At 49.3% G+C, this 19872-nt stretch carries 20 protein-coding genes; 2 read left to right on the forward strand and 18 right to left on the reverse strand.

Annotation, left to right across the window (positions count from 1 at the left end; translation table 11 throughout):
* The 7 genes from GGR41_RS09310 to rplU all read right to left on the reverse strand — a co-directional run bounded on the left by GGR41_RS09310 (nt 1) and on the right by rplU (nt 6351).
* Entirely contained in the window at nt 1–1254 is a 1254-nt protein-coding gene (locus GGR41_RS09310; RefSeq protein WP_167661595.1) for a D-amino acid dehydrogenase, read from the reverse strand.
* A 23-nt stretch (nt 1255–1277) separates the two neighbouring features.
* Entirely contained in the window at nt 1278–2417 is a 1140-nt protein-coding gene (gene proB / locus GGR41_RS09315; RefSeq protein WP_167661596.1) for a glutamate 5-kinase, read from the reverse strand.
* A gap of 84 nt (nt 2418–2501) precedes the next feature.
* Complete coding sequence (gene obgE / locus GGR41_RS09320; RefSeq protein ID WP_167661597.1) at nt 2502–3617, reverse strand: GTPase ObgE; 1116 nt, start codon at nt 3615–3617, stop codon at nt 2502–2504.
* 10 nt (nt 3618–3627) lie between these two features.
* A complete protein-coding gene (locus GGR41_RS09325) occupies nt 3628–4965 on the reverse strand; it encodes a glutathionylspermidine synthase family protein (RefSeq protein WP_167661598.1) in 1338 nt (445 codons plus the stop codon).
* Between the two features lie 16 nt (nt 4966–4981).
* On the reverse strand, nt 4982–5644 hold the full coding sequence (locus tag GGR41_RS09330; protein ID WP_167661599.1) for a hypothetical protein: 663 nt from the start codon (nt 5642–5644) through the stop codon (nt 4982–4984).
* Nucleotides 5645–5741: 97 nt separating this feature from the next.
* Nucleotides 5742–6002, reverse strand: coding sequence for a 50S ribosomal protein L27 (gene rpmA / locus GGR41_RS09335; protein WP_077733902.1), 261 nt, complete (start codon nt 6000–6002; stop codon nt 5742–5744).
* A 37-nt stretch (nt 6003–6039) separates the two neighbouring features.
* Nucleotides 6040–6351: a 50S ribosomal protein L21 gene (gene rplU, locus GGR41_RS09340; RefSeq protein ID WP_167661600.1), complete on the reverse strand. Its 312-nt coding sequence runs from the start codon at nt 6349–6351 to the stop codon at nt 6040–6042.
* Nucleotides 6352–6710: 359 nt separating this feature from the next.
* On the opposite strand from rplU, the gene GGR41_RS09345 reads away from it, so the two are divergent.
* Together GGR41_RS09345 and GGR41_RS09350 are read left to right on the forward strand one after the other, a co-directional pair.
* Complete coding sequence (locus GGR41_RS09345; protein WP_077733900.1) at nt 6711–6911, forward strand: CsbD family protein; 201 nt, start codon at nt 6711–6713, stop codon at nt 6909–6911.
* A gap of 81 nt (nt 6912–6992) precedes the next feature.
* Nucleotides 6993–7154: a DUF1328 domain-containing protein gene (locus GGR41_RS09350; RefSeq protein WP_167661601.1), complete on the forward strand. Its 162-nt coding sequence runs from the start codon at nt 6993–6995 to the stop codon at nt 7152–7154.
* 161 nt (nt 7155–7315) lie between these two features.
* Here the strand turns inward: GGR41_RS09350 and GGR41_RS09355 are convergent, their stop codons facing one another.
* From GGR41_RS09355 to thiE, 11 genes are all read right to left on the reverse strand, one after another.
* On the reverse strand, nt 7316–8101 hold the full coding sequence (locus GGR41_RS09355) for an ABC transporter ATP-binding protein (protein WP_167661602.1): 786 nt from the start codon (nt 8099–8101) through the stop codon (nt 7316–7318).
* A complete protein-coding gene (locus GGR41_RS09360; RefSeq protein WP_167661603.1) occupies nt 8101–9348 on the reverse strand; it encodes an ABC transporter substrate-binding protein in 1248 nt (415 codons plus the stop codon). Before GGR41_RS09360 ends, GGR41_RS09355 begins: the two co-directional genes overlap by 1 nt.
* Before the next feature lie 37 nt (nt 9349–9385).
* Nucleotides 9386–10459 carry a branched-chain amino acid ABC transporter permease gene (locus tag GGR41_RS09365; protein ID WP_167661604.1) on the reverse strand — a complete coding sequence of 358 codons (1074 nt, stop codon included), beginning with the start codon at nt 10457–10459 and terminating at the stop codon, nt 9386–9388.
* A 2-nt stretch (nt 10460–10461) separates the two neighbouring features.
* A complete protein-coding gene (locus GGR41_RS09370; protein WP_167661605.1) occupies nt 10462–11340 on the reverse strand; it encodes a branched-chain amino acid ABC transporter permease in 879 nt (292 codons plus the stop codon).
* Between the two features lie 2 nt (nt 11341–11342).
* Nucleotides 11343–13307 (reverse strand): AMP-dependent synthetase/ligase, encoded by a 1965-nt coding sequence (locus GGR41_RS09375; protein ID WP_167661606.1) that lies wholly within the window; start codon nt 13305–13307, stop codon nt 11343–11345.
* Nucleotides 13294–14112 carry an ABC transporter ATP-binding protein gene (locus GGR41_RS09380; protein WP_077733894.1) on the reverse strand — a complete coding sequence of 273 codons (819 nt, stop codon included), beginning with the start codon at nt 14110–14112 and terminating at the stop codon, nt 13294–13296. Before GGR41_RS09380 ends, GGR41_RS09375 begins: the two co-directional genes overlap by 14 nt.
* A gap of 54 nt (nt 14113–14166) precedes the next feature.
* Nucleotides 14167–15831 (reverse strand): AMP-binding protein, encoded by a 1665-nt coding sequence (locus GGR41_RS09385; RefSeq protein WP_167661607.1) that lies wholly within the window; start codon nt 15829–15831, stop codon nt 14167–14169.
* A gap of 158 nt (nt 15832–15989) precedes the next feature.
* Nucleotides 15990–17216: a bifunctional glutamate N-acetyltransferase/amino-acid acetyltransferase ArgJ gene (argJ, locus tag GGR41_RS09390; protein WP_077733893.1), complete on the reverse strand. Its 1227-nt coding sequence runs from the start codon at nt 17214–17216 to the stop codon at nt 15990–15992.
* 68 nt (nt 17217–17284) lie between these two features.
* Complete coding sequence (locus GGR41_RS09395; RefSeq protein WP_167661608.1) at nt 17285–17806, reverse strand: MarR family winged helix-turn-helix transcriptional regulator; 522 nt, start codon at nt 17804–17806, stop codon at nt 17285–17287.
* 103 nt (nt 17807–17909) lie between these two features.
* Nucleotides 17910–19193 (reverse strand): glutamate-1-semialdehyde 2,1-aminomutase, encoded by a 1284-nt coding sequence (gene hemL / locus GGR41_RS09400; protein ID WP_167661609.1) that lies wholly within the window; start codon nt 19191–19193, stop codon nt 17910–17912.
* 15 nt (nt 19194–19208) lie between these two features.
* Nucleotides 19209–19862, reverse strand: a complete 654-nt coding sequence (thiE, locus tag GGR41_RS09405) for a thiamine phosphate synthase (protein WP_167661610.1) — start codon at nt 19860–19862, stop codon at nt 19209–19211.
* Nucleotides 19863–19872: the final 10 nt, after the last annotated feature.

The raw sequence follows: 19872 nt of genomic DNA on the forward strand, positions 1-19872 counted from the left end.
CTATTGATAACGGCTTAAATTTAGGTCGTCAACGCGTATTTCTGGCTCGTTGCCAGAGATAATATCTGCAATTAAACGTGCACTGCCTGTGCTCATGGTCCAGCCTAATGTGCCATGACCTGTGTTTAAGTACAAATTTTTTGCCGGGCCTTTACCAATAATAGGCACACTATCAGGGGTTTTAGGGCGTAAACCAGTCCAGAAATTCACATCGGTTTTCTCGTGACTGGCTTTAGGAAAGAGGTCGTTTAATACCATCAATAGGGTAGCTTGGCGTTTTGGGTTTAAGGTTTTATCAAAACCAGCCACTTCGGCCATGCCGCCTACTCGGATACGGTTATCAAAACGAGTCAATGCGATTTTATAACTTTCATCAAGCAGTGTAGATTGCGGAGCAAAATCAGGGTCGGCAATGGGTACGGTAATGGAATAGCCTTTTAGGGGGTAAACCGGAATGGGGGCAATATTACGTAATAACGGTCTAGACCAAGACCCTAAACAAACCAAATACGCATCGGCGGTAATCAGCTGATTATTACTTATTACACCTGTAATACTATCGCCTTGGCGTTGAATTTGCTGAATGGACTCATTAAACCTGAACTCAACCCCCAGCTCTTCAGCCATTTTGGTTAGGGCAAGGGTAAATAAACGACAATCACCCGTTTCATCATCGGGCGAGCGCAGGCCGCCAACGAATTTTTCTTTGACTAGCTCTAGTGCGGGCTCGGCACTGGAAAGCTGGTCGCGACCTAACAGCTGAAAGGCTACCCCCATTTCTTGCAGTACACGCATGTCTGCTTCGGACGCTGCCATTTGTTCGTCAGTACGAAACAGTTGTAAGGTGCCTTTTTGCCGTGCTTCGTATTGAATGTGTGTGTCTTCCCGTAGCTTAGCTAAGCATTTGCGACTGTAGTCAGCCACACGAACCATGCGTTCCTTGTTGATTTTGTAATGAGCCGGCGTACAGTTTGCCCACATTTTTAGCATCCATTGCAGCTGATACAGACTACCATCGGGTTTGAAGCTAAAAGGGGGATGTTCAGCAAATAACCATTTTGCTGCTTTCAACGGGATACCTGGGGCTGCCCAGGGTGAGGCATAACCAAAGGAAACCTGCCCAGCATTGCCAAAGCTGGTTTCCATGGCAGAGCCTTCTAAACGATCGATAACGGTGACGCTGTGGCCTTGTTTGGCTAAATAGTAGGCGCTACAGACCCCTGCAACGCCAGCGCCTAGCACAAGCACTTTCATGATTTTTCCTTAGTGATAAGGCTTTACTTTGAGTAGTTGACGACCATGTTGTCGCGATGAATAAGTTCGGCATCTGACATAGAGCCAAGCAAGTCAGCAATGGCATGACTGGGTGACCCCATGATGCGCCGTGTATCTGCACTGGAATAATTAATGAGACCACGGCTATGTTCTACGCCGGCTTCATCAATACATGCTACAACATCCCCTCGGTTGAAGTCACCTATGACGTCAGTGACACCAATAGCCAGAAGGCTTTTATGGTCTTCTTTGAGCGCTTTCACTGCCCCTGCATCTAAACGGACTTTGCCGCGTACACGCAAATGGCTTGAGAGCCATCGTTGACGCGCACTTTGAACGGGTAGTTCGGCACGTAGCTCGGTGCCTATGCATTCGCCTTTGGCCAAACGCACTAAGACGTTGGGTTCATGGCCGGACGCAATCACCGTATCACCACCACTATTTGCAGCACGCTTTGCAGCCAGAACTTTGGTGATCATGCCACCGGTGCCAATGCTTGACCCTGCGCCACCTGCCATTTCCTCGAGGGCAGGATCACCCGCTTGGGCGTGCGAGATGAATTGAGCATCAGGATTTGAACGCGGATCGGCACTATACAACCCAGACTGGTCGGTAAGGATAATTAGCGAGTCGCCTTCGATAAGATTAGTCACCAAAGCACCTAAGGTGTCATTGTCGCCCAAGCGAATTTCATCCGTAATGACCGTATCGTTTTCATTCACAATGGGTACCACGCCTAAGTTTAGAAGCGTATACAGCGTACTACGTGCATTGAGATAACGGGTGCGGTCTGCCAGGTCTTCGTGAGTGAGTAACACCTGTGCGGTACGGATACCGTGCTCAGCAAAAGCCACCTCGTAGGCTTGGATTAAACCCATTTGTCCCACGGCCGCCGCCGCTTGCAGTTCGTGCATGGCCTTGGGGCGACGCGGCCAACCTAAACGCACAATCCCTTCGGCAATGGCGCCACTGGAAACCAAAACCACTTGTTTGCCTTGTTGATGCAATTGTGCAATTTGTGCAGACCATTCTTTGACTGCTGTCCGGTCAATGCCTTTACCTTGGTTGGTAACCAAAGAGGAGCCGACTTTTACTACTAAGCGTTGGGAGTCAGCAACTACCGATGTTGTCGCGTGAGACATAAATGAACCATTAAAAGTAAAGCGAGATCAATGTATGAGTTAAACCTCTATGATAATCCCGCTTTTTCATATTGTGCTGAGCTTTTACTCGCTTTGGTCAATGTTTTGACGATTTGGTTTAAACCGAGGGTCGTCAGGCTCGAAATCGGCGTGGGCCTCGTCCAATAAACGCTGCTCTTCAGCTTGTTGTTGATCAAGCCAGCTTTGAATTTTTAATACCAAAGCCTGAGTGCCTTGACCGGTGAGGGCAGACATTTCAAAGACAGGGCCTGTCCAGTTAAGCCGTTCGCATAGAACTGCTTTAAATGCACTGGGGTCTTCGAGCATGTCGATTTTATTTAGCGCTAACCAGCGCGGCTTTTTATAGAGGTCGGGGTTGTAGAGACGTAATTCCTCGACGATAGTTTCAATTTCCTCGACAGCTTTTTCGACCACATCGACCTCAGGGTCTAGATTGCTGACATCAACTATGTGCAATAGCAGACGTGTGCGTGACAGGTGTCTGAGAAACAGATGACCTAAACCGGCACCCTCGGATGCGCCTGAGATCAGCCCGGGCAAATCCGCAATGACAAAACTGTGCGCGGCTGAGCTACGCACCACACCTAAGTTAGGATGCAGGGTAGTAAACGGGTAGTCAGCAATACGAGGGCGCGCATTGGAAACCTGACTAATAAAAGTGGATTTTCCGGCATTCGGTAAGCCAAGCAGACCCACGTCAGCTAACACTTTAAGCTCGAGACGGAGCTTGCGTTGTTCCCCTTCAGTACCGTTGGTGTATTGCCGTGGCGCACGGTTAATACTGCTTTTGAAGTGCAAGTTACCCAGACCACCTTGACCGCCCTGTGCCAGCGTCACTTGCTGGTCGTGATGGTCTAAGTCAAACAGAAGCTCGCCAGTATCGGCATCATAAATGGTAGTCCCTACTGGAAAGCGCAGCACAATGTCTTCCCCTGCTGCACCGTACTGGTCAGAGCCACGACCGTGCTCACCGTTGCGGCCTTTATGAAGGCGCGCATAACGGTAATCAATCAGTGTGTTGACGTTACGATCAGCAATCGCAAAGACTGACCCACCTCGACCGCCATCGCCGCCATCTGGGCCGCCTTTAGGAATAAATTTTTCGCGTCTAAAAGAAGCAGCACCGTTGCCTCCTTTTCCGCCCTGTACTTCAATGGTGGCTTCGTCTACAAATTTCATATTCTTTCCATTAATAGTCGCTGGTGCTGACGGTTGAGCTATGGGCCAACACGTGAGCAATAAAGCGTTCATTTTGTAAGTCTAATACCGCCCCATCGAATTCTCTAAAGCATAAGGTAGCCACGTGGTCGCCAGCTAACCAACCCCCTAAGATCATATTGGGACGATCCGCGACCTGATATGGTGGGCAGTATTGTTGATACACCATGGGCTCTGCGCCATAGTGACCGTCTGTTTGTGTCACCACAGTTTGGTTTTGCACAATTTGGATATTTTGACTTAGTCTACCAATAACTGGCTTAACCACGTAATCTAAGTGGTGGGTAATAAAATAATCGGGACTGAGTTCGGTATGTAAATGAGGCACATGAGCCCAACGCTCAGCAAAATCTGGGTCTTCGGCAAATAAAAAACTGGCCCACGCCATTAGCCCTTTATGCGACATAAACCAACGCCATGCCGGCTCAAAAAAGGACACGTTTTTATACCAGTGGGGCCAATGAGCTAATACATCGCGGCCTGAGGTCCACATTTCCTCCCATGGCAACAACATAAACACAGCGTCAGGAGGGGTTGCAACACCATCAATACGAAAGGGTTTTTCAATATCTAATAAGGTGTGGTTTAGGCTTTCAATGGTAGTGAAATAGACCTGCGCGCCGACTGCGTCAAAGACTTGAGCAATGGTTTCTGATGTGGTGCTGTCTTCAATATAACTCACATCACACACGACGGCGACGGTTTTACCCGCCAAGGCACGAAAGCGACCTTGCGTCATGTCCCACCAATCATTGGCTTGATGCTCGGCTTGGCCCAGTCCGGTCGCAATCGTATTTTGTAAGTTAATGGACTCGAACAGCATGACCGGTGTATCACCATTCAATTCATACACCCCCAGTACATCGCCTGTGGCGGGGTCGACGACGGCGTCTAAACGTCCATAGATGGCGCTTGAGGCAGGAGCAAAGGCCGCTACGTTTTGGTTGTGGTCCACAAAAGTGGCCTTGGCATAATCCACAAAGGCCCCAAAGCCCACGTCACGAGCCGCCGAACAGTCAAACCAATACCGTAACTGATCAATGGGCAAGTCAAAAGCGTGTTTGAGCGCATCCTTTAGCATTTGGTGGTACTGGCTAAGCTCGTGTTGAATGGACTCAGCCTTGTCTGTTTGCACCACATAGACAGGAAGATGGGCTTGGTTTTCTATAAAGAAAGAAAAGCATTCTTTCATGTCTTGGTGTAGCTCATCCTGATGGTTATAGAGCGTTTGACAAAAAGGAAGCTCAGACGCAATCAGTTCATCTAGCTGTAGAGGGACGGCTGCGTAAGTAAGGGAAATAGCGCTCATCACATATCAAAAAGAATTAACCGCCGTTGCTGTAACCACTAGAGCGTACGCCTGAGCTATTAAAAGTGCCCCCCTGGCTTTGCCCAACGGGCGGGCGCGCGTTAGCAGGACTGCGGTTTAAGGTGTTGGTGTTCGATGGGGTTCGACGTAACTGTTGTGCGCGTGTTGCACTGTTGGCTCGATATGCTGAGCTTTGCATGCGCTTTTCGCGCTCGTGGGCTTCGCGTGTCATTTGGGTGCTTTTGCCAGCACCTGAAAACGCGTTGCTAAGCAAGTAGCCAGCCAGCATTCCACCTAGCATAGGGGCAATGGCAGAGCTCCAATCAAAACCGGATGAGGCTTCTGGGTTGTCTGCTTTTGCTTTGGCCTCGGCCTCTTGCATGGTGGTGTTGATCACGTCGGCGGGGGCTTCCCATGTTTCAATGAGGCCTGATTCGGTGACGCGCGAGACCACCATCGTGCGTTGCTGATTTTCATCGAGCTTAAAATACACATCGATCACACTGGGATCGGTGCTTTTTAGTTTTTCAAGCAAAATACGCGTGGTTTCTTGTTCAGCATTAAGCTGATCAAGCACCTGTTTAGCAGCCTCGGTATCTTGGGCAATCGCAGGAAGCGGCGTGGCACTAAGCCAAGCGCTAGTGGCAATAAGACCTAATAAAGCGGGTTTTTTAAACATAGTTGCTCGTACTTTACAATAAAAAAACTGCACCTCTGATACGGAACCAAGTCCCACAGATGAGTGCAGTTTTTAGTTTCGGTAAAAACCGAAGGGCTTATTCAGCGGCGACTACAGAAACTGTACGCTTTTTTAGCGCGCCTTGGATGCTGAATTTAACGTGACCGTCTACTAGGGAGTAGAGTGTGTGGTCTTTACCCATGCCCACGTTCGTGCCGGGGTGGAATTCAGTACCACGCTGACGCACGATGATGGAGCCTGCATTGATGGCTTGGCCACCGTAAACTTTGACGCCTAGACGTTTAGCCTGTGAGTCGCGTCCGTTTCGCGTAGAGCCGCCGCCTTTCTTCTGTGCCATGTTATTGCACTCCTATTGGTTATACCCGTCGTACCAATTAAGCGTTAACTGCTTCGATACGGATTTCGGTGTAGTTTTGACGATGACCTTGGGTGCGACGATAGCCCTTGCGACGGCGCATTTTGAAGATCTTGATCTTGTCGTGACGGCCTTGCGCAAGAACAGTAGCAGTAACCTTGGCACCATCAACGAAAGGAACACCAATTTTAAGGGTGTCGCCTTCGCCTACGGATAGAACCTGGTCTAGCGAAATTTCTTGCCCAATGTCTGCCGGTATCTGTTCTATTTTCAATTTTTGGCCAACGGCAACACGATACTGTTTGCCGCCGGTTTTTATAACCGCGTACATAGGGATTTCCTATAAAAAACGATAAATCGTCAATTAATTAAATAGTCAAAATTAGCCTAAATAAAGATAGACTAACAAAGCATTATAAAGCGTTCAAAACAAGTAAAGCAAGCCTAGCGCGGGCTTTACGCACAAATACCAACACTACCAGAGATCGTCACTAGAGACGTTTAGATGTAACCGATTGAATCGGCGTAAGCCTTAAAACTGGCTATTTACCTAGCCAACGTACGTTTTGATTACATTTGCAATGATTTTGCCATGGTTATTTTGAGAGATGTGCGTAAGGTAGAAACTGTGATCAAAACCAATGAAAACCAAGTTGGCTCAGTTTTATACACACCGCAGTAGGAGTGATTATGAATAAAGATATCTTGGAAGGTAAGTGGAAACAACTCAAGGGTAAAGCCCAAGAGAAATGGGGCAAAATCACCCACGATGAGTTGGATCAAGTGAATGGAAATTTACGGCAGTTAGCTGGCTTGGTGCAAGAGCGCTATGGTAAGACCCGCGAGGCCGCTGAAGATGAAGTAAAGCGTTTTTACGATGATAATCCTTAAGGATCTACGCGGTTAGAAATAATTCACATTTAAGCAATTCCCAACCGTCCGCCTACAGGCGTTCTACCTAGGAGAGAAATTATGTTGCATTACGCTTTAATATTTTTTATTGTCGCTATTATTGCCGCTGTTTTAGGTTTTGGTGGTATTGCCGCCGGTGCAGCGTCCATAGCCAAGGTGCTATTTTTCGTCTTTATTGTGCTGGCAGTGCTCAGTTTACTGCGTGGCTTAATGAGTAAGTAGCAGTCGGTTGTCTCCGTAGTTTTGAGAGTGATGTAGGTATTTATAGCCCGCCTTTGGCGGGTTTTTTTTGTGTATCACTACCGTTATTCAGCTAACTCACACCCTAAACGGGGCGTGAAAGACTAAAAGGGATTGGAGCGCAATGTCCCAATCCCCTGGCTTTAGGCTAACCAACGTTTACGGCGTCGATAATGTTTGACGTTGTGGTAGTCCACCCGATCTGATCCCCCCAGATAAAACTCTTGGACGTCGGGGTTTTCTTTAAGCACCGCGGCCTCGCCGCTCATCACCACATGACCATTTTCAATGAGATAAGCGTGATCCACAAATTCCAGCGCGGCGGCGGCGTTTTGTTCGACTAACAGCACACTCATCTTGTTTTCTTGGTTGATCTTACGAATAATGCCAAAAATTTCTTGGACTAAACGTGGCGATAAGCCTAGGCTGGGCTCATCTAACATAAGCAGTTTGGGCTCGGTCATCAAAGCCCGCCCAATAGCCAGCATTTGTTGCTCTCCCCCAGACAAATAGCCGGCTTTGGTTTTTTGAAATTGGGTAAGACGCGGGAAATAGTCATACACCATATCGCGCAATTGCTGAAGACGTGCCCGAGAGCCTCCGCTGCGGTAGGCGGCTAATAAATTATCATCCGGTGTTAAATGGCCAAAGATACGGCGTCCTTCCATGACATGGACTAAACCCATTCCAACACGCTTGGGGGCACCATAAGGCAGGATGTTCTCGCCTAAAAACTCGATGGAACCCCGAGTAACCTCACCACGCTCTGGGGCAAGCAGCCCACTGATGGATTTGAGCGTGGTGCTTTTACCTGCGCCGTTAGAGCCGAGTAGGGCAATCATGCCCCCTTCGGCCACATGAAGTGAGACACCGCGAATGGCTAAGAACACTTTGTCATATACCACTTCGACGTTGCTCAGTTTTAGCATCAGCGACCCTCCTTAAAGGCAGCTGCATCTTGGCGAATGGATTCCCATACAATGTCTTGGTAGGGGTTACCCCAGTCGTTTAAGGGCGCCCACTTTTCGCCATCCCAGTGCGAAACCCGACCAAAGCCACCGCCTTGGTGATCTTCGGTGCTAAAGCTTAGCGGTGGGAGTAAACCTTTGGCGTCATAGTCTTTAATCATTTCAAAGCCTTGACGTAGTTTGTCACCGTCTAAAGGTGGGCCAAATTTCTCTAGGGCTAAACGAGCGGCCTCGACAGAAACAGCCATGGTGGCAACCCCTACGTTGTAATAGGTGCGGCCAACGTTTTCTTTAGGTCCAGAACCATGACCAGGTTCAATCACTTTGGTGATGATTTCTTGGATTAGCTCAGAGTCTGTGCCGCTTGCTGTTCCTTCAAATTTGCGAATCCCTTTAGCGGTATCTTTACCCACAGACTCCATATCGGCTTCAGCAAGCCAAACGACTGAGTGAATTTTTTCTGGCGCAATACCATTGCGAATGGCTTCGCGAACGGATACCGCTTGACCACCGCCTGCGCCCCAAATAATGACTTGATCAGGACGGAAGCGGCGTACCTCTGACCACGTGGACGACTGCTCGTTGCCTGGGCTGGCATAAGGGAAGGTGCGCAGGGTGAAGTCCAGTTTTCCGGCTAATTTTTCTAAGACGGGAATGGGCTCACGACCAAAGGGGGAGTCAATATAAACATGCGCGACTTTTTTGCCTTTTAGCCCGCCTTCGTGTTGTTCCATATAGTCAATTAAGGTGGCAGCTTGAGACCAATACGTTGACATCACAGGAAAGACATAGGGGAAGGTCTCGCCATCGCTGGCGTCGCCACGACCGTGGAAAGCGGTGATCATGACCACCTTGTCATCCAAGACCCGATTCACCATAGCGCGCGCAACAGGGGTGCTTAGGAAGTCAAATAAAATGGCACCATCACGCTGTGCACGGTTGTAGGCTTCAATTCCGCGCTGAGGTTGGTTTCCTGTGTCTGAGGAGGTGTATTCGATTTTCTGCCCTTCAATGCCCCCTGCATCGTTAATCATGCGTAAGTAGTCTTTTTGCCCTTGGGCGTACTCATTGGTTAAGAAGGTATAGACCGCCGTGTAATCAAGAGGTGCTGCGAACTTGATGGCGTCATTAGCATGGGCAACCCCAAAACTCATGGCGCTAGCGACTAAAGCGGCACCAAAGGCCAATTTGCGCATGGAATGTCTCATCGTAGTCTCCTAAATAGAGTGGTATGACTGTTTATGATTACAGCTTAGAGTGACGGAAAGGCCAGACCAACAGATAGTTTCTGATGTTGTCGTAAATCTTTCCTAAACCCAGAGGTTCAAACAACAAGAATCCAACAATTAATGCCCCGTAAATCATGAGAGGAATATGAGCTAATAAATTGGTGGACACATCAAGCCAGCCCATGCCGGACAGCATAATGACGGCGTTGGTTAATAAAATAGGAACAAGCAGTACAAAGCCTGCGCCTAAGTAGGCGCCCAGCACACTACCTAAACCACCCACTAACACCATGGCGACAAGCTGAACCGAAATGTTGAAGTTAAATTGCTCGGGTGTCACGGCTTGGTAATAGCAAAAGGCCAAAATGGCACCGGTGACCCCACCTAAAAAAGAACTCGTGAAAAAGGCAACTAGTTTAAAGCGCACTACGTTGATGCCGATGACAGCGGCCGCATAGTCCTTGTCACGTACGGCAACTAAAGCGCGCCCGATACTGGAGCGTTTAATATTAAGAATTAATAAGGTAATAAACACTACCCAAAGTAAGGCTAAGTAATACCGAGCCATGTCGGACTTGAGGGCCACAAATAAAAAAGTAGTGGCTGGGGTTTGCAACGTAGCCTGAGCGCCTCCGCTAATGATGGGAACGTTAACAATGGTCCAGTCCACTAGGTACTGCATGGCCAAGGTGGCCATGACGAGGTATAAGCCTTTAACACGCAAGGCGGCTGCCCCAAAGATACTACCGATCAAGGCTGACATAAAACCCGCACCCAATAACGCCAGTTCTAACGGTACGCCGGCACGGGTGAGGTGAATACTCGTATAAGCCCCAATCGCCATCACCGAAGCAAAACCAAAGTGCAGTTGACCTGCTATGCCCATCAACAACGTTAATGAAAGCGCGGCGGCACTGAGGATAAGCCACGGCATAATGTAGCTAGAAAGATAAAAGTTGCTAAAAATGAAAGGGGCGGCTAAGCCTAGGACTAGCAGAAAGTAGATCTGATACCGATCTGCCGGAATAGGCCACAATTGACGGGCGGTTTGGTAACGTGTGTGATAAATACCAGATAAGCGATAAAACATAGTTACACCCTCTCGATGTCTTCACGGCCCAAAATGCCATAAGGACGGAACATAATAGTGAATAGGATAATGAGTGAGGTCACTACATCTCGTGTGCCACCACCGGCAAATTCATCAATATAGCCAGGGATTACACTGCCTAAGATACCCACAATCAGACCACCGATAAGTACACCTAAGACACTATCAAGCCCGCCTAAAATCACCACCGCAATGGCAGGGAAAAGTAATTCAGAGAGGGTCCAGTCCACGCCTTGTACAGACCCCCACACCACACCTGCCGCTAAGGCCGAAATGCCAGCGATCCCCCAGGAAATCCCAATGGCGCGTTCTACAGAAATGCCCACGGACCAGCTAGAAATGTGGTCATCCGACACAGCGCGGAGCTTGGTGCCTAAACGGGTGCGGAAAAATAACCCCGATGCTGCAATGAGCAACAGGGCAATAATGCCGCCTAGTAAGTAAACACGGTTAATAAAAACGTCGCCAATAATAATAGGCGCTAGTGACAGGCCAATATCGAGTTGTTTAGGGGCAGCGCCTAAAAAACCTGGGCCAAAGCCACGTAAAAAAATTTCTAATCCTAGGGTTAACATCACAATCATGATGATGGGTTGCCCTACCATTTTGCGTAATAGGAAACGTTCGGCCAGCATGCCGAATGCAAACATAACGACAGCGCCCAGCACAATAGCAAGGGCCATGGGAACCCCGTTGCTGTTCAGGATCCAGACCACATAGGCGGCTGACATGACCATTGCACCTTGCGCTAAGTTAGGCACCCCAGCGGACTTGTAAATGAGAACCACACCCAAGGCGACTAAGCTATACATCAAACCCGTTAGTGCGCCATTAATAAACAGTTCGAGGAAATATGCCATGCTTAATTCCTTTTTTCAGTGGTGTTATGAATACGTAATGTGCGTTTGAGCACACCTGTTTCACCGGTTTCATACACAATAGGGGCTTCGAAGTCGATGTCATCGTGATTGTTATACATGGCTTCAATAATGGCGCCGTAGGTTTGATCAATCACATTACGACGTAGCTTGCGGGTGCGAGTGACCTCGCCATCGTTGGCATCAAATTCTTTGTGTAGGTTAACAAAGCGCTGGATGCGCAAGGGCTCGGGTAAAAGTTGATTCACTTTTTCAATTTGTTCGCGGATCATTTCGTAGGTTTTGGGGTGCTGAGACAGCTCGGCATAGGACGAGTAAGGCACATTGTTTTCTGTAGCCCAATGGCCTACCGCCTGAAAATCAATACAAATAATGACGTTTAAGTGATCACGGTCTTTACCCAATATGCAAGCGTCTTTAATGTAATGACTAAACTGCAAACGGTTTTCAATATAGGTGGGAATAAAGCGTTCCCTTTGCGCGGTATAAACCACCTCTGAAACACGCCCCAATACAACCAGTTGGCCGTCGTCCTCTAGGTAACCGGCATCGCCTGTGTGCATCCAACCATCACGTAAAGTTTCAGCGGTGTCTTCGGGCTTGTTGTAGTAGCCATCAAAGACATTATCGCCACGCATCAGGATTTCCCCGTCATCATTAATTTTGATCTCAACCCCTGGGAAAGGACGGCCCACCGCATGCAGTTTGACTTCATCAGCGGACTGCGCCGCCGCTAAGGCGCAGTTTTCTGTTTGCCCATAGAACTGTCTAAGATTGAGGCCCAATGCACGGAAAAATAAGAAGACTTCTTCGCCAATGGCTTCGCCTGCGGTATACGGGCGCTCTACACGTGACAAGCCTAGACGGTCTTTGATGGGGTTATAAATAAGTTGGCTACCCACCCAATACCACATTTTTTGGCCTACAGAGGGGTGTTTGCCCTGCAAGCGTTGTCGTTCCAGCTGTAAGGCAAAATCCATGAAGTGATGGTAGATTTTTTGCTTGAACGGCGACGATTCATCAATCCCTACTTGAATACGGGTAAGCATCGTAGACCAAGCGCGGGGCGAGCAGAAATAAAGCGTCGGCGCAATTTCACGTAAATCATTTTGTGAGGTTTCTTGGCGTTCAGGAATATTCACCACAAATCGCAAGGCTAAAGCGGCACCAATAGAGAAAATAAAATCCCCTACCCACGCTATAGGCAAGTAGGCCATATGCACCTCGCCTTCAGTGAAATAGCCCGCATTGGCCGCGTTACGCACCCCATATAAGATATGGCCATGCTTTAACGGAATGCCTTTGGGCACACCCGTTGTGCCTGATGAGTGCAGTAAGGCCGCCACATCGTGAATGGAAGGGCGTGCCAAAAGTTCGGCGTGTAGATTTGGCGTTTGCGCTAAACGGCTTTGCCCCATTTCTACTACATCGTCAAACGCAATCGTTAAGGGATGCGCTTGTTGATCTAAACCACGCCGATCGTCGTAAATGACTTTTGCTATGGACGAGTTAAGCCCCTGCAGTTCGACCACATGCAGCAGTTTATCCACCTGCTCTTGATCCTCGGCCACCGCAAAGCGAATGCTTTCACGCTGAATTTGACCTGATAGTTCTTCGGGAGTGGTATCGGGATAGGCGGGCGATGGAATAGCACCAACAGCAATGGCGCCCAGCATGGCAAAATACAAAGCAGGGCGGTTGTCGCCCAAAATAAGAATTAAGTCATCCGCTTGCACCCCAAGCTGCTCTAGGCCAGCTGCAAAGCCCAGCACGTGATCTAAGTACTGCTGCCAGGTGTATTCCTGCCAAATTCCATGGTCGCGCTCACGCATAGCGACTTGATTGGGGTAATGGTTGGCGTTGTACGCCAACAAGGTAAGGAGGTTGTCTTCGTCTTGCCAATGCGGATGAAGCTGACGGGATTGTTCACGGGCATTAAGCGCTTGCATGGTCTACCCTCCCAATATAGGCGGCTACAACGGTGGGGTCACTAATTGCCTCAAGGGGCAAGCCTTCTTTGATTTTTTCACCGTTATTCAGTACGACTAAGCGGTCACAGATAGCAGTGACCACATCCATGTGATGCTCAATCAGCAAGATCGTCAGGCCCAAGGCCTCTTTGGCATCTAAAATAAAGCGAACCATGTACTCTTTTTCTTCTTGGTTCATGCCTGCCATCGGCTCGTCGAGAATTAAAAACGTGGGTTCTGCCACTAAAGCACGTGCTAATTCCACGCGTTTTTGGGTGCCCAGTGGAATGACATCGACGAGTTCATCGCGCACGTCTTCAAGCTGGAGCAAATCAATAATTTCTTCGACTTTATGGCGGTTTAGGATTTCTTCTTTTTGAGCTAAGCCCCAATAAAACATCGCGCTAATAATGCTGGGCTTCATAAAGTTATGGCGGCCTAGCAAAATATTGTCGAGCACGCTCATTCCCTTAAAGAGCGCCACGTTTTGAAAGGTACGTGCTATGCCCAACTGCGCAATTTCATGGGGCCGCATACGTTGTATCGGTTGCCCCCGATACATGATTTCCCCTTCTTGAGGTGGAAAAAAACCCGTAATGGCATTCACGGTAGTGGTTTTACCCGAACCGTTAGGGCCGACCAGACCGAGGGTTTCTCCTTTGCGTATTTCCATCGTCACATGTTTGACGGCATGCAAGCCCCCAAACCAGCGGCTAATGTTATGGCACGCTAAAACTACCTCGTCTGGATTCGGCGTTGACGTTAACGTTGACGTTAAGCCCATGTTGTCTCCCTATAAGCAGTGCTTTAAGGCGCACTGTCTAGTCGTTGATATCGTTTATAGACCGAGTTTTATGATGGCATCTGCGACAAGCAGTTCTTTGGTTGATTGATGTTCTGCGCTAGGAAAGTCGGTATAGCACAGGACATAACGCGGAATTTTGTAATGCGCGATTTGACCCTGGCAGTACTGACGTAAGCGGTCCGCATCTAGGCTGTGACCGTCTTGTAGGCGCACGGCCACGCAGAGCTCTTGGCCCATGCGTTGATCGGGTACACCAAAGAGAATGAGTTCATCTATGGCTGGGTGATGGCGTAAAAAGCTGTGGACTTCAGCCAAATAAATATTTTCCCCGCCCCGGATAATCATGTCTTTTATATTGCCAACGATTTGACAGTAGCCTTGGTCATCGAATTGAGCCAGATCACCTGTATAGAGCCAACCGTCTTTGATGACCTGTTGTGTTAGGTCGTCGCGTTGCCAGTAACCGGCCATGACGTGATAACCACGCACACAAAGTTGACCCACGGTGCCGATAGGCACGATGTCATCGTGTTCATCAAGCAACTGTGCCTCGATATGGGGTTGAACCTGGCCTACGGTGCTGACGCGCAGCTGAAGCGGGTCGGAACGAGCCGTCATAAACGAAATAGGGGATGATTCGGTCATGCCGTAACCAATAAGCACCTCGGGCATATGCAGTTCTGTGGTGACACGCTGCATGACATCAATTGGGCAAGGAGCGCCCGCCATAATACCCGTGCGCAAGGAACTGACATCGGTTGTAGCACGCTGAGGGTGGTCAAGCAGACTGAGAAACATAGCGGGAACGCCATATAAGGCGGTGCACCGTTGGGACTGGATAGCAGCTAGAACCCGCGCTGGGTCAAAGGCCTCGTCGGGGTAAATCATAGTGGCCCCATGGGCAATACATGCCATATTGCCCATGACCATACCAAAACAATGGAAAAGCGGTACGGGAATGCAAACCCTATCGTTGGGCGTGTACTGCATTTGTTGACCAATAAAAAAACCATTATTCAGTAAATTGAAATGCGTCAGGGTAACGGGGGCGGCAAAGGTGCCCAGTGCGCTACTGAATTGAATGTTGCACGGGTCGTGGGCCTGAATCTGGCTTTGAGCTTGTGCGAGCCGTTCGGGGTTGAGCTGTGTGCCTTTGGCTTTTAGTTGGGCAAAGCTGAGCATGCCGCTGGGGGCTGGGTCTTCGATTTGAATAAGGTAGCGCAAGCTAGGAATGGCTTGAGCATGGAGTTCGGAGGCATGATGATGCGCAAGCTCGGGTAAAAGGGCTTGCAGCATTTCAGTGTAATGACTGCTTTTGAATTGAGTTTGAAATACCAAGCCTTTGGCTTGTACCGCATTGAGCTGTTCGGTGAGCTCTGAAGGGCGGGCAGAAGGATTGATGTTAACGAGAATAATGCCGGTTTTAGCACAGGCCAGCTGTGTTACTAGCCATGTGCTACTGGTATTTGCCCAGATTGCTAGGCGATCGCCGGGCTCTAGTCCTATAGCCAATAGCCCGGCTGCGGCCTGTTCAACTTGTGTATGAAGTTCTTGCCAGGTCCAGTGAATGGTTTCCGCACAACTAACAAGAGCATCGTGATTCGCGTGGGTTTTTACGACTCGGTCAAAATAATCACCAATGGTTTCATGGGTGAGTGCAACTTCGGTACTGCCGCGTACATAGCTCTTGCGACTCATTCGTCTCCTCCTGCTACAAATACTACGGGTAGGGAATTGCAGTCTTCCCTACCGCGTTTGGCACTAGGGAAGCCTATTTAGTTAAGTCTTTAGGGTATCAAGTTATTTCATTATTGGTAAAAGGGGATAATACTGATGGGGTTTAAGCCTGTTGACAATTAAGAACGGTAGTCTGCATTAATAGATACATAGTCATGAGAAAAGTCGCAGGTATAGACCGTTTCCGTATGTTCGCCTCGTCCTAAGGAAACACGAACTAGAATTTCGCTTTGCTCCATCACACGTTTGCCGTCTGCCTCGAGGTAATCAGGGTTACGTCCGCCATCAATGGCCACCAAGACATCACCTAACCACAAGCGAATTAGGTTCACATCTAAGTCGTGCACCCCAGCATAACCAATCGCTGCCAAGATACGCCCTAGGTTGGGGTCTGAGGCATAAAAAGCGGTTTTAACTAGCGGAGAGTGCGCAATCGAATAAGCCACTTTACGGGCTTCTTCGGAGCTACGAGCGGCCTCGACGGTAATGGTCATGAACTTGGTGGCGCCTTCGCCATCACGGACAATTTTCTGCGCGAGATCAATAGCGGCTTCGCGTAGAGCATTAAATACAGGCGTGTAATGGGGGCTGGCAACGCTATCGATATGCAGCCCGCTTTGACCTGTGGCCGCAATAATGAATGAGTCATTGGTTGAGGTGTCGCCATCAATCGTGATGCGGTTAAAAGACTTGTTTGCTATTTCACGCGTCATGTCTTGAAGCAGCTCGGGGGCAATGCCTACATCAGTCGCAAGAAAACCAAGCATAGTCGCCATGTTGGGGCGGATCATACCCGCGCCTTTGCTGATGCCGGTAATCGTAATGGTTTTGTTTGCTAGGTTAAGCTGTTGGGAATGCAGTTTTGGCTGGGTATCGGTGGTCATGATACTGTGCGCCGCATTAAACCAGTTGTTGTCTTGAAGGTCGCTAACGGCGGCAGGCAAGGCAGCCAGCAGCTTAGGCATAGGTAGGGGCTCAAGAATAACACCCGTCGAAAAGGGCAGAATTTGAGCTGGGCGTAGATGTAAGAGCTTGGCCAGCTCGTTGCACGTTTGATTGGCATCAGCCAAGCCAGGTTCGCCTGTGCCTGCATTGGCATTGCCTGTATTGATAACAAGCGCGCGTACATCGGACTCGGTGGCAAGGTGCGCCTCGCAAACCTGAACTGGGGCGGCTTTAAAGCGATTAGTGGTAAATACCCCAGCAATGGAAGTATTAGGAACAAAAGTAAAGACCGTTAGGTCTTTGTTGCCTGCTTTACGAATTCCAGCTGAGGCGATACCAATTTGGACGCCTTGAACAGCATGAATATCGGATTGAGCCGGAATAGTAAGATTAACAGCCATAAGCACACCTAATTGGAAGCGTTAAAGATGATGTAAATTCTTATATTACCGTGCTTTTGCTGGATTGATTAGTGGCTAGGCTGGCTAAAGTCTTGTGAGTGTTTTTTTAGTTCTTCAAGCGAGCTCATCATGGCGTCAATTTGGGCCTCGGACAATTTGCCAAAGACAGAACAGACCCATTCATTGTGCGCGTTGCTCAGGGCTTGTAGGTGCTTTTGACCTTTAGAGGTTAGCTTTAACAATGCACTACGGCGATCACGGGGTAGTTGCACACGTTGTACTAGACCCTCTTTAACGAGCTGGTCAGCAATGCCAGTGATATTGCCGTTTGTTACCATCATATGGCGTGATAAATCACTCATTTTGATGCCCTGAGGAAATTGCTCTAGCTGAGCCATGACTTCGTAGCGCGGCAAGGTGGTGTTGAACTCGCGCCGTAAGCGGCTGCGAATTTCATTCTCTATGAGGCGTCCGCAGCTAAGGTAACGCAACCAAGTGCGCAAATGATGGCAAGCGCTTGGTTTAAGACGGCCTTCCAGATCGGGTAGATCAGGTTGGGTCGATGCAAAAGGTAAATCGTTTAGTAACATAGCAATGCCCTAAGAGGATTTGAATAGACATAATCAGGGTCTATTTGATTCTAGGTGGGCATGCTATGTCGTGCTTTGCGAATAATCAAAGATTAAAGCAATGCTAGTTTTTCACTTTCTTAAAGGCGCGGTCAGCGGCCTCGAGGGTGGCTTGGATGATGTCATCGGTATGCGCACCCGAGGTGAAAGAGGCCTCGAAAGCAGAAGGCGCCCAATACACGCCCTCGTCAAGCATGGCATGGAAAAACTGCTTGAACAGGTCGATACGGCTAGCAGCCACCTCTGTATACGTAGTGGGTACAGAAGCGCTGAAATAGAGACCTAGCATGCCACCTACCGAGTCAGTACAGAAAGGGATAGCGTGGTGGCGTGCTACCTCTTGAAGGCCATCAGCCAGTTTTTTGGTTTGTTGGGCTAACTGAGTATAAAACGCGTCGTTATCCAATAGCTTTAAGGTTACTAACCCAGCTGCTACGGCGACGGGGTTGCCAGATAACGTACCGGCCTGATAAACATTTCCTAGCGGCGCAATGCAATCCATGATGTCGGCGCGGCCACCAAAAGCCCCTACGGGCATGCCGCCCCCAATGACTTTAGCCAGTGTGGTTAAGTCGGGGGTGATGCCACTAAGGCCTTGTACACCTTGGGGGCCTGCTCTGAAACCGGTCATGACCTCGTCAAAGATCAAGACAGCATCATGCGCCGTGCATACTTCGCGCAAGCCTTCGAGAAAACCAGATACCGGTTTAATTAGGTTCATATTACCGGCAATAGGCTCGACAATCACACAGGCAATGTCGTCACCGTGCTCGGCAAATGCCGCTTTCACGGCGTCTAGGTTATTAAAGTCCAATACGAGCGTATGACGAATAAAGTCCTCGGGCACACCGGCCGAAGTGGGGTTGCCAAAGGTCAACAGCCCAGAGCCAGCTTTCACTAAAAGACTGTCAGCGTGACCGTGGTAACACCCTTCAAATTTAATGATTTTATTGCGGCCGGTATAGCCACGTGCTAAGCGAATAGCGCTCATAGTGGCTTCGGTGCCAGAGCTGACCAAGCGTACTTTTTCCATTGAGGGGAGGCGTTGGCTGATGAGCTCGGCCAGTTCAATTTCGCCTTCGGTAGGAGCGCCAAAAGACAAACCATTGACGGCTGCGTCTTGGACGGCTTTCACCACCTCGGGGTGTGCATGGCCTAAAATGGCAGGGCCCCAGGAGCCCACGTAATCAATATACTGTTTACCTTCGGCGTCCCAGACGTAGGCCCCTTGGGCGCGCGCAATAAAACGGGGCGTGCCGCCAACTGACCCAAAAGCGCGCACGGGGGAGTTAACTCCGCCAGGGATATGTTGGGATGCACGAGCAAATAGCTCTTGATTATTAGACATAAAAAATCCTGTGAATCATAAAGTAAAAAGACGGCTGAAGGCACGCGCTTCGGCATACACATCGGGCGCTTCGAATAGACTGCTAATAACAGCAATACTATCTACGCCAGCATCAATAAGGGGGGCAGCGTTGCTGGAGGTGATGCCACCGATGGCGACTACGGCAGCGCGCGTGTAGTCGCCATAGTGTTCGCATAAAGCACGGCCTTGACGCAAGATATCGAGGGTGGCACGCGGTGCGTGTGGCTTCACTAAAGAGGGGTAAACCGCCCCAAATGCCACATAGTCCACCCCAAGTTGCAAGGCTTTTTCGGCTAAGGCGGGTTGGTCATAGCAGGTACTGCCAAGCCACTGGTTAGTATGTAGGCCAGCTTTAGCAGCGTTTAGTTCCCCGTCATCTTTGCCTAGATGGGCACCGGCGGCATGTAAATCGCGCGCAACCTGCCAATCGTCGTTAATAATTAAAGGGAGTTCCAATTGCGCACATACACGTTGTACGGCGTGGCGTTGGGCCTGATGCTGTTCTGCATCTGCGAGTTTACGGCGCCACTGTAATACCACCATGCCCCCCTCGTGGGCGGCTTGGATAGCATCTAATAAGCGTGGCGTGTCATCCCATTCAGGAGTAATGCCATATAAACCGCGTGGAAAACGTAAAGGTAAGCTCATCGTGTTCTCG

The sequence above is a fragment of the Paenalcaligenes hominis genome, from assembly GCF_011927625.1.
Classification (GTDB): domain Bacteria; phylum Pseudomonadota; class Gammaproteobacteria; order Burkholderiales; family Burkholderiaceae_B; genus Paenalcaligenes; species Paenalcaligenes hominis.

Excerpts from the sequence above, each read along its gene's own strand:
- GGR41_RS09350 (WP_167661601.1), top strand. The coding sequence starts at position 6,993 with ATGTTGCATTACGCTTTAATATTTTTTATTGTCGCTATTATTGCCGCT.
- rpmA (WP_077733902.1), bottom strand. The coding sequence starts at position 6,002 with ATGGCACAGAAGAAAGGCGGCGGCTCTACGCGAAACGGACGCGACTCA.
- rplU (WP_167661600.1), bottom strand. The coding sequence starts at position 6,351 with ATGTACGCGGTTATAAAAACCGGCGGCAAACAGTATCGTGTTGCCGTT.
- GGR41_RS09325 (WP_167661598.1), bottom strand. The coding sequence starts at position 4,965 with ATGAGCGCTATTTCCCTTACTTACGCAGCCGTCCCTCTACAGCTAGAT.
- GGR41_RS09330 (WP_167661599.1), bottom strand. The coding sequence starts at position 5,644 with ATGTTTAAAAAACCCGCTTTATTAGGTCTTATTGCCACTAGCGCTTGG.
- obgE (WP_167661597.1), bottom strand. The coding sequence starts at position 3,617 with ATGAAATTTGTAGACGAAGCCACCATTGAAGTACAGGGCGGAAAAGGA.
- GGR41_RS09360 (WP_167661603.1), bottom strand. The coding sequence starts at position 9,348 with ATGAGACATTCCATGCGCAAATTGGCCTTTGGTGCCGCTTTAGTCGCT.
- GGR41_RS09380 (WP_077733894.1), bottom strand. The coding sequence starts at position 14,112 with ATGGGCTTAACGTCAACGTTAACGTCAACGCCGAATCCAGACGAGGTA.
- GGR41_RS09345 (WP_077733900.1), top strand. The coding sequence starts at position 6,711 with ATGAATAAAGATATCTTGGAAGGTAAGTGGAAACAACTCAAGGGTAAA.
- GGR41_RS09370 (WP_167661605.1), bottom strand. The coding sequence starts at position 11,340 with ATGGCATATTTCCTCGAACTGTTTATTAATGGCGCACTAACGGGTTTG.
- proB (WP_167661596.1), bottom strand. The coding sequence starts at position 2,417 with ATGTCTCACGCGACAACATCGGTAGTTGCTGACTCCCAACGCTTAGTA.
- argJ (WP_077733893.1), bottom strand. The coding sequence starts at position 17,216 with ATGGCTGTTAATCTTACTATTCCGGCTCAATCCGATATTCATGCTGTT.
- GGR41_RS09355 (WP_167661602.1), bottom strand. The coding sequence starts at position 8,101 with ATGCTAAAACTGAGCAACGTCGAAGTGGTATATGACAAAGTGTTCTTA.
- GGR41_RS09395 (WP_167661608.1), bottom strand. The coding sequence starts at position 17,806 with ATGTTACTAAACGATTTACCTTTTGCATCGACCCAACCTGATCTACCC.
- GGR41_RS09375 (WP_167661606.1), bottom strand. The coding sequence starts at position 13,307 with ATGCAAGCGCTTAATGCCCGTGAACAATCCCGTCAGCTTCATCCGCAT.
- GGR41_RS09385 (WP_167661607.1), bottom strand. The coding sequence starts at position 15,831 with ATGAGTCGCAAGAGCTATGTACGCGGCAGTACCGAAGTTGCACTCACC.
- thiE (WP_167661610.1), bottom strand. The coding sequence starts at position 19,862 with ATGAGCTTACCTTTACGTTTTCCACGCGGTTTATATGGCATTACTCCT.
- GGR41_RS09365 (WP_167661604.1), bottom strand. The coding sequence starts at position 10,459 with ATGTTTTATCGCTTATCTGGTATTTATCACACACGTTACCAAACCGCC.
- GGR41_RS09310 (WP_167661595.1), bottom strand. The coding sequence starts at position 1,254 with ATGAAAGTGCTTGTGCTAGGCGCTGGCGTTGCAGGGGTCTGTAGCGCC.
- hemL (WP_167661609.1), bottom strand. The coding sequence starts at position 19,193 with ATGTCTAATAATCAAGAGCTATTTGCTCGTGCATCCCAACATATCCCT.